Genomic DNA, 13142 nt, shown 5'->3' with positions numbered 1-13142 from the left:
GACTTTGCGGGGGACATTGTGCCTCGCTCGTTAAAGCAGCCAACCCATCGACAGCCAGGAGATTGGCCATCTCCTGGAAATGGCCTCTCGATGGGCTGCCCTCAAGTCAGCAGCGCTAAGATGCCGCTCGCCTGTTTTTCTGGCAATGCGGTTTGAGCCGCTGCAGGCGTTGGTAATTCGCCCAGGCGATGTGCGAGAGATCGATATCCAGACGAAGTTGAGCGAGTTTCTCGTGTCGTTGGGCCAGGGAGAAATTCTGGCCATAGTTGATGGTCATGTCGTCCTCCAGTGCATGGCCGGCAAGCGTCTTGATCATCATCTCCTGCACCCCGGCTTTACGCAGTAGATCAATAAACGTGTGGCGAAAGCTGTAGAGGCAGTAGCCCATTCCTTTACTGAGGCCGCAGGCGCTGAGGTAACCCAGATCAGTACTGCCTTGGCCACTGAACCACCGGGAGGCCGCGCGGGCATGCCCATGCCTCCGGTCATAGGGCAACTCGGGGAACAGCGGTTGGAACCGGCCACCCTGCTGGCGTCGCATGGCGACGAAGTCGAGGAAACCAGCAGCGATTAGTTGAGGATGAAGTGGTATGTCCCGGGCGCTGGCGTCGGTCTTCAGGCGCTGCAGGGGGCCTCTGTCGGTGATGCGTACGACGGGGAGGCCGGACTCCTCGAATACATCACCGGCATTCAGTTGGCACAGCTCACCTGGGCGCGCACCCGTGAACACGCCAAGCAACGGGAGCCAGAAGCAATAACTGTAGGGCGTCCAGCGGAACCGATCCGTCGGTTCAGTGGTGTAGACACGACTGCTGAAGATCGCATTGAGCTCGGTCGAGTCGAACGTTGCGTAGTGGTCCGTACTGGGGGATTGCCCGGCAAGTTTTACGCTCATATCTATCTGGCCGAGCGAATACTTGGATTCCTGGCAGAAAACGATGAACCGCTTCAACAGGTTGAAGTAGCGGTAAATGGTTTCGCCGCCGATATTGCCTTCGATGTTTGCATCGTGAATCCGCGAGGAGTCGATCGCAGGTAGACGCAAGGAGTTCTTGCTCTTGAACTTCAGGGAGTCTTTCAGCGTAGTGAGATCGCTCGTACACAAGGAGCTCGTCAGACGATCAGGCCCCAGCAGATTAATGATCTGCTGCAGTTGTGAGCGGTATTTGTAGGTGGAGCCATACTCCCAGTGTCCAAGTGCGGCGTACTCATGGACCATGGCGTTGGCGGCATATTGCAGCGTCACCTGTTGCGACGGAGCGGGTGTGCTGTGCGGGACGGCGGTGTCTCGTTGAGACTGCCCGGGGAAGGTGCCCAAGTGCTGGGGGTTATTGAGCAGCGCTTGAATCGTGACGGCCAGCGTGAGTGGGTCGAGCGTATTGTGCTGCGGGACGGTAAAGGTCAGGGTATTAGTGCATGACATTGCAACTCCTTGGCTCCAAAGTGAGGCCATAAGGAGACTCTTTCTATGACCAAGCCTGGGGCTACCAAGCTTGTGGTCCCAATATAGAAACGGTTTTAGCTCTGTCAAGAGAGTATGAGCTTTGCTGCATGTCGATATGTTTTAAAACGGTGCTTGATTATTTTTAAACCTCCGGCTGGCTGAGGTTGTAGAAAAATCAATAGATAGAGTTTTTTGCGTGAATGGGAACACAAAGGGCGGGCTGAGGCCGTGAATACGGTCGATGGTGACGCCGGCAATCTGCACCGGCGCCTGGCATTCAGACGGGTTACTGCTGTGGGTCGTGTTGTTGCCTCAGCCAATCCACCAGTGCCTGGTTGTCCGGCTTCTCGGTCGGCGAGGTGTTTCGGATCGCACTGGTAGGATGTCGTGCTGATGTGGGGCGACCGGGACGAAAGCTGCGTTTCTGTAAGGCCTGAAAGCGCTCATAGCTGACATGGCTGAGATCGAGGTTGAAGCGCAACATCTCCACGGTTTCCTGCTTGAGCTCCATGCTGTAGCCATTGCCATACTCCCCGGTCGTCGAGTCATTGGTATGCCCTGTCAGCGCTTGAATACGTGGCTGATCCACGCCGGTCTGGCGCAACTGGTTGACGAAGGTATGGCGCAGCGAATGGAAACTGAGGCCATTGCGACGTGGGAAGCCACATTGTTGTAAGTAGCCGACCCGTTGCGGGTCGCCACAGAACCAGCGCGAGGCGAGGTGACTGTGAGCACGGCGAATGTCCGCGCGCATTTCGGGAAACAGCAGCTCCTTGCGCGATGAGGCTTCGGCACCGCGTTGCGCGAGGAACTCCAGAAAACCTTTCTCGATGAGCACCGAGTGCAGCGGAATGTCCCGTTCACTGCTGGCGTTTTTCAGCAGCTTGTGTGGATGGTTGAGGTTGTGGCGCATGACCCAGATTCCTCCGGGGCTCTGGCAAATATCCTCCAGGGTGAGCTGACAGAGTTCGTTGAGCCGGGAACCGGTGAACAACCCGAGTAGGGGGAGCCAGAATTTGTAGCTGTCCATCCGCCAACGGGGAACATCGTGGGCAGTGTATACCGGGCCATTGAACAGCATCTGCAGCTCCTGCTGCGTATAGGCGCGACGAACGCGGCTGCTCTTCTTGCGGGCGATTTCCTTGAGCCGAACCGGGCCCGCGATGTCGCGGGCGATCCACTCATTGTCGTAGGCGAAGCGAAACATGCCCTTGGCCAGATCGAAGTACTTCTTCGCCGTTTTGGCGTGAATGGCTTCATAGCCCCCTTGTGCGATCAGGACGTGGATCGGTGTGTCGTTCAGCTCGCTGATCTGTCGGCGGTTGCGGGGGTACATCAGCAGCACGGTGCGCAGATTGCGAAAGTCTTCGGTGGTGATCGACGCAATGGGGCGCGTAGGCCCCAACAGCTCGCAGACTACTTCCAGGCGTGCGCAGTTGAGAAAGCGCGTGCCTTGATGGGACCACTGGCCGGTCAGCTCCTGCTCACGCCGGTAGCGCTCCATCAGTTGATGGACACTCATCTGGCCCTCAGTGCGCTGTTCGCTGCGGGGCTGGAAGCCGTTGGCGAACAATGCGCCGAGGGGATTGGCTGGCACCGTATCGGCGTGCGCGCTGGGCAAGGTCCAACTGGCGTCTCGCGTTGAGGCGGCAGCGTCGGGTTGCGTGGGGCGCGGAGGCTGGGGATGGTCGTCATCGGGGCGTAAGCGGCCCCGAATTGCCTCCACGTGCAGACGCAATTCGTGCAGGCTGGGAATGCCTCCGCCAAAGTGCTGGCTCTGCCTCACTAGGTCGGTCAACCAGTCGAAGCGCTCCAGCACAAAGCCCGCCTTCAGCACAGCCTCGTGCAGATCCTGTGTGTGCAGGTCGAGGGTCAACTGATCCGGCAGTTGGGGGTAGTGCTCGCGCAGCAGTTGAGGCGTGCTGATGTCCAGCCGATGTGCGCCGCCGGTCGCTGGATGCAACCGATGGCTCGGTGTGTCGGAACCGGCCTGGGGGTCTAGACGGCGTAGGTGCTCGTGGTCGCGCTCGCGCAAATCCTGTGGGCGCAGTGGCAGCCAGCGCGGGTCATGGTGAAAGTGCAGGCCGTGTTCCGGAAGCAGGTAGCGACGCAGGGCCTCGAGATGGAAGCTGGCCTGGTAGAGGGGCAGCCATTCACCGCGATCCAGGCAATGTTGAAGCCGCTCGTTCAGCTCCGCCAGGCCTTGCAGGATGAAAGCGGCACGCTGCTCGCCTTCCTGGGGATTCAGGGTGTGCAGGTCGAACACCTGGGTTTTCAGCATCAGCGGGTAGGCGGCTCCGAGCAGCTCCGGCAAGGGGGCCTGCACTGTGAGCTGGTGCTCGTCACGCAACAGAAAGGTCGGCGTCAGGCGCAGTTGTTCGAGGCGTTGACGGCCGACACTGAGGCTCAGGTCCAGGACCGGGCAGGCGGCCTGCGAACTCTGGGCGCGCGCCGACGGACTGGGGGCACTCTGGCGACTCAGTGGCGGAATCGAGCCTTGAATCCGTTGGAGCTCCTGCTGCAGGCCTTCGGCGGTCTTGATGTCGCCCAGACGGAAGCGCAAATCGCGAATGCGCCGAGCGAGATTCAGGGCCAGCTCCCGAGCGTCGTCCAGTGGGACGCCGTCGAGCGACCAGCGAATTTCGCGGCCCACGGAGGGAAAGCGTTGTTGCAGGAGGCTGGGCAGGATCAGCCGGAAGGTCAGGCGATCTGCGTGGTCGCGGTACAGGTAATGAGAGAGATGGATCATGGGGTTCAACCTCGTCGTAATTGGAAATTTGCGAGAAATTTCCAGACTCGGTTTGAACCCCTTGATCAGTTAAGTCTTAAAAATCAAAGACTTAACGATTTGATTGGTGGAGCCGGGGGGATTTGAACCCCCGTCCGCCAGTTCTCCGCTGTCGGTTCTACATGCTTAGCCATCTCTATTAGGTTAACTCCTTGCGGCCCGAGTGGCAGGGCGCTTGGAGCGAGCTGTATGAGTTTTAGCCGTTACGTCTACAGCGAACTTGGCGGCGATCCTGTTCTATATGACAGACCTAATCTTCGGGTTTACAGGCATCCCCTAGGGTCTGCTAGCGGCACTTAGGCTGCTAGGGCGTAGTTGTCGTCGTTGGCAACTATAAAGTTGTGGCAGCTGATTTACGAGAACTGTCACCTACTCGGCATGCCCCTCGAGTTTTGTTACCGGCGTCGAATCCTAATCGGCCCCAAAACCTTTCAAGGTCGAGGTCCATTCTACGGTAAAGCCGCCCCGATAGCCACCCGGGGCGGCGCAAGGTATTGTCAGGCCAGGAATTTCAGCACGGCTTCGGCCACGGCCTCGGAGGAGGCGGGGTTCTGCCCGGTGATCAGGCCGCGGTCTACCTCGACGTGACTCTGCCAGTCCGGGCCCTTGCTGTAGCGAGCGCCGTTGGCCTTGAGCATGTCCTGGACGAGGAAGGGCACCACGTCGGTAAGGCCAACAGCGTCTTCCTCGCTGTTGGAGAAGCCGGTGACGTGCCGGCCCTGCACGAGCGGCTGGCCGTCCACACCGCGCGGGTGGCGGAACACGGCCGGAGCATGGCAGACAGCGGAGACGGTCTTGCCACTGGAGTGGAAGGCTTCGATCAGCGCTACCGAGGTGCGGTCCTCGGCCAGATCCCAGAGCGGGCCGTGGCCGCCGGGGTAGAACACCGCGTCGTAGTCGTCGGCTTTCACCTCGCTGAGCTTCACGGTGTTGGCGAGCGCGGCCTGGGCTTCGCTGTCCTGGCGGAAGCGCAGGGTGGCTGGGGTCTGGGCGCCTTCCTCGTCGCTCTTGGGGTCGAGCGGCGGCTGGCCGCCCTTGGGCGAGGCCAGGGTCAGGCTGGCGCCGGCATCCTTGAACACGTAGTAGGGCGCGGCGAACTCCTCGAGCCAGAAGCCGGTTTTCTTGCCGGTGTTGCCGAGCTGGTCGTGGGAGGTCAGGACTACCAGGATTTTCATGCTCACTCCTTCGGCGTATCGCTAGTCGTGCGGCTGCCGCCGAAACGGCAGCCCGGACTGTCAGTGTAGGCAATGAGCCGACCGCGTCAGCGCGATAGGGTGATACCCAGATAGGCGGCGTACAGCACGCCGTTGAGCATGAGTACCCAGATGGGCAGGCCAGCGCCGCGCTGGGCGTTGATTCGCAGCCAGAGCGCAGCGCCGAGGGTGACGAGCACGCCAGTGAGGACCTCGATTCGCGGCTCCCAAGGCGTGAGCAAGATGCCAATGGCGGGCAGCAGGGTGCCCTGGAACACCATGGCGCCGCTGATATTGCCGAAGGCCAGGGTGTCCTTGCCGCGGCGCACCCAGAGGATGCTGTTGATCTTTTCCGGCAGCTCGGTGGCGATGGGGATGATCAGCAGGGACAGCAGTAGCGCCGAAATGCCCAGAATGTGCGACAGGCCTTCCACGCCATGGATGAAGCCCTTGGCGCCCAGCACCAGCAGCGCTAGGCCCAGCAGCAGTTGCAGCAGGATGCTGGCGAGGTTGGTCGGCAGGCCGATGCGCGACAGGTACATGCGGTGGTCGGCTTCGGTGCCGTGGCCGTCTTGCACCAGGCCTTGCGACGCGCGCAGGGTGAGTGTGATGTAGCCGATGTAGGTGAGCACCAGCAGCATGCTGAGGGCGATGCGTACGCCGCGCAGTTCGGCCGGCACGAACATGGCGATGGCGGCGAAGCTGAAGGCGACCAGGAAGAAGTTCAAGTCGCGCTGCAGGCCGGTGCGCTCCGGGCGGATGCGCCCGAGCAGGCCGCGGGCGCGCCAGGCGACGCAGGCCATCAGGCAGGTGGACAGGGTGGAGAGCATCAGCGGCGCGCCGAGAATGGCGCCGACGCCGACTTCCTCGTTGAGGTTGACGTTGCTGGTGCCGGCGAACAACGCCAGCAGCGGGATCAGGGTTTCCGGCAGGGCCGTGCCGACGGCGGCGAACAGCGAACCGGTGACGCCTTCGGAAATTCCCAGGCGCTCGCCGAAGTGTTCCAGGGCGTTGGTGAAGAGTTCGGCGGCGATCAGGATCACCAGCAGCATGCCGAGCAGTTCGAGAAGGAAGGTCAGCATGCGCGCGGCTCCAGGCGGGTGGAGCGAAGAGTGGGGTGAGTCACGGTGAAGCTCCCGGCCGGTGTAGTACCCATGACCACGCATCTCCCCGGCCGTTGCGGAGATCACGTGGTCAAAGGTCTTGCCAGGCTAGTCTGCTGGCGACGCCATGGCCTGAAATCCGTCTACGATCTGCTGCGCGTCGGCATAACTGCGTTGAGAACAGCTGAGAAATGCTCATTTACTATTCGTAAACTGCGCTTTCTCCGCTGCGCTCGCTTTGTTCTGCTCTAGCTCGCGAGATCGTCAACTGATTTGGGCCAAGTGTGTTGACGTCGCCCCCGTTCACGAAACGGTCGGCTACTCCCCAATGACGCCGCGCATTCTAGCGGATTGGCCGGGCAGCTCAACCCGGGCGTCACCAGGTATCGATCAGTGGGCGCTTTTTCCCCTGGCGCGGAGCAGGCCTGGGCGTCGATGCCAGCCCGCGCAGCAGCCAGCGGCGGGTATCGGCCGGGTCGATGACGTCGTCGATCTCCAGGTAGCTCGCCATGTTCAGCCCCTTGCCGTTGCGGTAGGCGGCGGCCACCAGCTTGTCGAAGAGCTTTTGCCGTTCCTGTACGTCCTCGATGGCTGCCAGCTCCTTGGCGTAGCCAAGACGAATCGCTCCCTCCAACCCCATGGCGCCGAACTCGCCGCTGGGCCAGGCCACGGTGAACAGCGCGGCGTGGAAGCTTCCGGCGGCCATGGCCTGCGCGCCGAGGCCGTAGCCCTTGCGCAGGACCACGGTGAAGAAGGGCACGGTCAGGCTCGCGGCAGTGACGAACATCCGCGAGACATGGCGCACGGTGCCGGTCTTCTCTGCTTGCGGGCCGACCATGAAGCCGGGGGTGTCGCACAGCGAGATGATCGGCAGATCGAAGGCATCGCACAGTTGCATGAAGCGCGCGGCCTTGTCGCCCGCCTCGGCGTCGATGGCGCCGCCCAGGTGCATGGGGTTGTTGGCCATCAAGCCGAAGGGCTTGCCCTCGATACGCACCAGCGCGGTGACCATGCCGGCGGCGAAATGCCGGCGCAGCTCCAGCACCGAACCGCTATCGGCCAGTTGCTCGATGACCTGGCGGATGTCGTAGACGCGCAGGCGGTTCTCCGGCACCGCGTGGCGCAGCAGGCGCTGGTCGGCGCACTGCCAGTCTGGAATGTCGCCCTGGAAATAGGCGAGGTACTGGCGGGCGATGCGGGTGGCTTCAACCTCGTCTTCCACCAGGACGTCGATTACGCCGTTGGCGCTCTGTACGTCGCTGGGCCCGACTTCCTCGGGGGCGAAACTGCCCAGGCCGCCGCCCTCGATCATTGCCGGGCCGGCCATACCCAAGCTGGTATCGCGGGTGGCGATGATCACGTCGCAACAGCCCAGCAGCGCCGCGTTGCCGGCGAAGCAGCGGCCGGAGACCACGCCCACCAGCGGCACCAGTCCGGAGAGTCGCGCCAGGCCGACGAAGCTCATGTTGTCGAGCCCCGCCACGCCGACGAAATCGCTGTCGCCCGGACGCCCGCCGCCACCTTCCGCGTAGAGCACCAATGGGATGCGCCATTGCTCGGCGAGGTGCAGCATGCGGTCGGTCTTCTTGTGGTTCATCACCCCCTGGGTGCCGGCGAACACCGTGTAGTCGTAGGCCAGCACCAGGCAGCGGGCCTTGTCGTCGCCGAACTGCGCAGCGTTGATGCTGCCCAGGCCGCTGACCAGGCCGTCGGCGGGGCTGCTGGCGATCAGCTCCTCGACGCTGCGGCGACGGCGCTGTGCAGCGATGGCCAGCGCGCCGTACTCGATGAAGCTGCCGTCATCGAGCAGGTCGGCGAGGTTCTCGCGGGTGGTGCGCTTGCCGATCTTGTGGCGCTTGGCGACAGCCTCCGGACGTCGCGCGTCAAGGCCGATGGCGTGGCGCTCAATGACTTCGGCGAGGTCGGCGCGGAGGGCGTCGAGATCGATGGAGGTGCTGGTTTGATGGTCCTGCGCCTCGATATCCGCGGGCTCGACGAACAGCAGCGCGTCTCCCTCGCCGAGGCTGTCGCCCGGCGTGGCGGCGAGGCTGTGGACGATGCCACTGGCGCTGGCTTTCACCTCGAATTCCATCTTCATCGCCTCGACGATGGCGATGGTCTGGCCCTGGGCGACCGCATCGCCAGTGGCCGCGCCAAGGCTGACCAGTACGCCTGCGCTGGGCGTAGCAAGCGGGAGGCATCCAGCTGGCACTGCGCTGGTGCGCTGGGCTGGCGCGGTTGCACCGGCATGGCTGAAGAAGCGGTGCGGATGCGCGTGCTGCTGGGCACCCAGTAGTGTGGCCAGGTGTTCTTCGATGTAGCGGGTGGTGACCTGGTTGTCGGCCACTGCGCGCTGGCGCAGCAGATTGAGTAGCAGCGGGATGTTGCTTGCCACACCTTCAAGACGGAACTCGCACAGAGCACGGTAAGCGCGCTGCACCAGCTGTGGATAACCACCGTTGCCGTGGACGATCAGCTTGGCCAGCAGCGAGTCGTAGCCGGCGCTGTTGCGGTAGCCGGCATAGCCGTAGCCATCCACGCGCAGACCGGGGCCGCTGGGCGGCTCGTAGGCGCTGAGGGTGCCGCAGGCGAGGTGCGGCGTACCGTCGCTGGCGATGCTCTCCAGGTTGATCCGCAGTTGCAGGGCGTGGCCGCGCGGCGCAGGAAGCTCGGCCTGGGTCAGGTTCAGTTCGGCGAGGCTGGCGCCTGCGGCGATTCGCAGTTGCGCCTGGACCAGGTCGACGCCAGTCACCGCTTCGGTGATGGTGTGTTCCACCTGCAGGCGTGGGTTGGCTTCCATGAATACGAAGTCGCCGCTGTCCTCGTCGATCAGGAACTCGAAGGTGCCCAGTCCTTGATAACCCACCGCTTCGGCCAGTCGCACGGCGGCGGCGAGAATGGCGCCGCGCAGGCGTGGGTGCAGGTCGGGGCTGGGGGCGATCTCCAGCAATTTCTGGTGGCGTCGCTGCAGGGTGCAGTCGCGTTCCCACAGGTGGCTGACGGTGCGGCCGTCGCCGATCACCTGCACCTCGATATGGCGGGCGCGTTGGATCAGGCGCTCGACATACAGACGATCATCGCCGAAGGCAGCCCGGGCTTCGGCCTGGCAGCGGGCGTAGGCGTCAGTGATTTCCTCGAGGCTTCCCACCGCACGCATGCCGCGTCCGCCGCCGCCGGCGAGGGCCTTGATCATCATGCTGGAGCCGGCGGGCAGTTCGCGGAAGAAGCGTTCGGCGTCCTCCAGGGAAGTGGCGCGGTTGCTGCCGGCAGCCAGTGCGACGCCGTGGTCGCGGGCCAGGTCGCGGGCGCGGGCCTTGTCGCCGAAGACGTCGAGCGCTTCTGCCGAGGGGCCGACGAAGGTGAGCCCGGCGGCTTCGCAGCGGCGGGCGAAGCCGGCGTTCTCGGAAAGGAAGCCATAGCCCGGATGCACCGCATCGCAGCCGTGGGACTGAGCGATGTCGATGATCTGCTGCTGGTCGAGATAGGCGCTGGCGCCACGCCCTTTCAGGGCTGCGGCCTGGTCGGCCTGTCGTGTGTGCAGCGAGGCGGCGTCGTCCTCGGCGAAGATCGCCAGCGTCTGGATTCCCAGCTCGGCAGCGGCGCGGGCAATACGGATGGCGATCTCGCCACGATTGGCGATGAGCAGGCGGGTGACGGGCATGGCGATTCCGTTTTTGCTTCTTGTGGTCGGGAATCGCACCATCTTAGGGAGCGTGCGGGGCGGGGGAATGAACCACGGCCTTGCGAATGGCGCAGGCTTCGTCTGCCTTATGGGCGGCGACCGGCTCGATGGCCGGTCGTCGCGACCGAGGTCACCCGTTGGCTCCACCGTCGCCGGTGTTGTCCTTGAGCAGCTTGAGGGCTTTTTCGGTGTGTGCGATGCATTCCTTGGTATTGCCGGCGGCCTGGGCCTGGGCGGCCTTTTCCTGCAGGCGCATGGCCTGTTCCTGGGCCTGGGTGTTATTGGTGGTGGTTTTTACCGCGTCGTCGACTTTCTGCAGGTTGGTGCTGCACAGGTCGTCAGCAAAGGCCGGCGAGGCCAGCAGGGCGGCGGTAATGAGCAGGGCGGCGCGTTTCATGGCAGTACTCCTGTCACGTTTGACCGATGGTCGGCGGACCGCATTAGCGGGTCGTACAGGGTGGACTGCGCATTTTTGCGCCGGGTTCAGAGTATTTGCCCAACGGTTGTCGGAAGCTCGACGCAGACGCCCAGGCCGGCGCCATCCAGCCCCCCGTGCAGCGAGATACGCCCGCGGTGGATCTCCACGATGCGTTTGACGATGGGAAGCCCCAGTCCGCTGCCGTTGCTGCTGGCGACGTTCGGGCTGCGATAGAAGCGGGTGAAGATCGCCGCTTGCTCGGCGGGGGCCACACCGGGGCCGTTGTCGCGCACCCAGAGGACCAGGCGATCGTGGTCGACCTCCAGGCTGACAGCCACGCGGCCGCCTTCGGGGGTGTAGCGCAGGGCATTGCCGACCAGGTTGGTCAACATCACCCCAAGCCATGCGGCAACGCCACGCAGTTTGGCATCCTGGCTGTCCAGCGTCAGGTCGATCTGCTTGTCGATGGCCTGCGGCGCGAGGTCGGCGATGGCGTCTTCGGCCAACAGGCGCAGGTCCACCGGGGCGAAGATTTCGTGCAACTCTTCGGCATCGAGCCGCGCCAGCAGCAGGATCTGTTCCATCAGGGCGCTGATCCGCTCGACGCTGCGACTGACCTGCTGCAGACCGTGGGCATGGGCTGCGGGATCGGACGAGCGCAACGCGACCTGGGCGTGTGTACGCAGGCTGGCCAGTGGCGTGCGGATTTCATGGGCGGCGTCGCTGGTCAACCGTCGCTCGGCCTCCATTGCCGAGTTCAGGCGCTCCAGCAGCAGGTTCAGCTCGTTGACCAGGCTGTGCACTTCCACCGGCGCCCGGCTCAGGGCCAGTGGATGGAGGCTGTGGGCGCCGCGCTGGTGGACCTGCTCGATCAGGCTGCGCAATGGCGCCAGGCCCTGGCGCACGCCGAACCACACCAGCACGCCGAACAAGGGCAAGGCCAGCAGCAGTGGGAAGAGGGCGCTGAACAGCAGCAGGTGCAACGTCTTGTGGCGATAGTGCAGGTTCTCGAAAACCCAGATGCGCACTTCATCGGCCCCGGGCGTGTGCATCTGCAGGACGCGCCAGTTGACCTCGCCGCTGTACAGGTCGGAGAAGCCCGGTGGCTGCGCTTCTATGCCTTCGGGCGGTCTGTGCGTGGCAAGCAGCGGTTGGCCGCGGTACCAGATAGCGTAACCGAGGGTGGCTTCGCGGCGGACCAACGGCAGCCCTTCGATGGCCTTGCGGCTGCGGGCGAGGATTTCCATCGCGTCGCTGGACTGCGGGTCGATGGCGTCGGCGACGTCGATCAGGCTCAGGGCGGCCTGGCCGAAGTCGATCATGTCCTGATCGTAGAGGCGGTCCACCTGCTCGCGGGTCAGGTGGTAGGTGAACAGGCCGGCCGCCAGCCACAGCAGGGAAACGCCGCCGATCAATGTCAGCAGCAGGCGGCGGCTGATGGAGCCGGCGCGGCGCGTGGTACTCAAGGCTGGGGCGCACCTTCCGGGCGGTCGATGCCGTAGCCGATGCCGCGCACGGTGCGGATCAGGCTGTTACCCAGCTTGCGCCGCAGGTGGTGGATGTGGACTTCGATGGCGTTGCTTTCCAGATCGCCGTCCCACCCATAGAGCGCTTCCACCAGGCGGGCTCGCGACAGCACCTTGCCGCGCTGTTCCAGCAGCAGGCGCAGCAAGGCGTACTCGCGGGGCGCGAGGTCGACCGGCGCGCCCGCCAGGCTGACCTTGTGGGTAGCCGGGTCCAGTGCCAGTTCGCCGTGTTGCAGCAGCGGCGCGGCGCGGCCCGTATGACGGCGGGTGAGGGCGCGGACGCGGGCGAGCAGTTCGTCGAGGTCGAAGGGTTTGGTCAGGTAGTCGTCCGCGCCCGCGTCGAGGCCGGTCACGCGGTCTGCCACCTTGTCGCGCGCGGTAAGGATCAGCACCGGTGTCAGGTCGCCGCGCCGGCGCAGGCTGCGCAGGACTTCCAGGCCGTCCTTGCGTGGCAGGCCGAGGTCGAGAACCAGCAAGTCGAACTCGTCGGTGGACAGCGCCTGATCGGCGGCTACGCCATCGCTCACCCAGTCCACGGTGTCGCCTTCCAGACCGAGCCCGGAGCGGATGCCGTCGCCCAGCAACTGGTCGTCTTCTGCCAATAGAATTCTCATCGTGGTCCCCTCACCGGCCTGTGCAGCAGGATAGCTGGCGCCATCCGGTTCGGGCAGAGGGTGCCAGCGCTCGCTTAACGAGGGGTTAAGAAAAGTGGCCGGGTTGGCGTGGCATCGCGACGAGGACGAGGCCCGCTGCGTGATGGGGGCCTGCAGGCTGACCGTTGGTGCTGGGCTTCCCTCTCCCTAACCCTCTCCCTGAAGGGAGAGGGGACTGAGCGGCATCAAGGGAGGTGCTAAGCTGGCCGGCGGCACCGAACGGCCCCCTCTCCCTTCAGGGAGAGGGCGGGGCTCCGTCGCGATGTCTCAGGTAGGAAAGGTCCGCCTGACGTCCCGCGGTGAGGCCAAGCCGCACTGTTCGCGAGCAAGCTCGC

Annotated in this window: 8 protein-coding genes and 1 other RNA gene; all 9 read right to left on the bottom strand. The window is 64.0% G+C overall.

The features are described from left to right. Positions 1 to 115 precede the first annotated feature (115 nt). Positions 116 to 1423 carry a site-specific integrase gene (locus C167_RS33320; protein WP_017518977.1) on the bottom strand — a complete coding sequence of 436 codons (1308 nt, stop codon included), beginning with the start codon at positions 1421 to 1423 and terminating at the stop codon, positions 116 to 118. A 307-nt stretch (positions 1424 to 1730) separates the two neighbouring features. Further along, positions 1731 to 4193 carry a site-specific integrase gene (locus C167_RS33315; RefSeq protein ID WP_017518976.1) on the bottom strand — a complete coding sequence of 821 codons (2463 nt, stop codon included), beginning with the start codon at positions 4191 to 4193 and terminating at the stop codon, positions 1731 to 1733. Between the two features lie 104 nt (positions 4194 to 4297). Beyond that, positions 4298 to 4655, bottom strand: a transfer-messenger RNA (tmRNA) gene (gene ssrA, locus C167_RS33715). A 74-nt stretch (positions 4656 to 4729) separates the two neighbouring features. Beyond that, on the bottom strand, positions 4730 to 5407 hold the full coding sequence (locus tag C167_RS0114395; RefSeq protein ID WP_017518975.1) for a type 1 glutamine amidotransferase domain-containing protein: 678 nt from the start codon (positions 5405 to 5407) through the stop codon (positions 4730 to 4732). 86 nt (positions 5408 to 5493) lie between these two features. Continuing rightward, on the bottom strand, positions 5494 to 6507 hold the full coding sequence (locus tag C167_RS0114390) for a sodium:calcium antiporter (protein ID WP_017518974.1): 1014 nt from the start codon (positions 6505 to 6507) through the stop codon (positions 5494 to 5496). A 397-nt stretch (positions 6508 to 6904) separates the two neighbouring features. Beyond that, the gene (locus C167_RS0114385; protein ID WP_017518973.1) at positions 6905 to 10189 is read right to left on the bottom strand and encodes an acetyl-CoA carboxylase family protein; all 3285 of its coding nucleotides are present in this window, start codon (positions 10187 to 10189) and stop codon (positions 6905 to 6907) included. 151 nt (positions 10190 to 10340) lie between these two features. After that, positions 10341 to 10607, bottom strand: a complete 267-nt coding sequence (locus C167_RS0114380) for a hypothetical protein (RefSeq protein ID WP_017518972.1) — start codon at positions 10605 to 10607, stop codon at positions 10341 to 10343. An 86-nt stretch (positions 10608 to 10693) separates the two neighbouring features. Then, positions 10694 to 12094, bottom strand: a complete 1401-nt coding sequence (locus C167_RS0114375; RefSeq protein WP_017518971.1) for a sensor histidine kinase — start codon at positions 12092 to 12094, stop codon at positions 10694 to 10696. Beyond that, positions 12091 to 12768 carry a response regulator gene (locus C167_RS0114370; RefSeq protein WP_026079049.1) on the bottom strand — a complete coding sequence of 226 codons (678 nt, stop codon included), beginning with the start codon at positions 12766 to 12768 and terminating at the stop codon, positions 12091 to 12093. Before C167_RS0114370 ends, C167_RS0114375 begins: the two co-directional genes overlap by 4 nt. Positions 12769 to 13142 lie beyond the last annotated feature (374 nt).

The organism is Pseudomonas nitroreducens TX1, from assembly GCF_000313755.1.
GTDB classification, from domain to species: domain Bacteria; phylum Pseudomonadota; class Gammaproteobacteria; order Pseudomonadales; family Pseudomonadaceae; genus Pseudomonas; species Pseudomonas nitroreducens_A.
The sequence above is the reverse complement of the archived record's forward strand: the minus strand, read 5'-3'. Positions and strand labels throughout refer to the sequence as shown.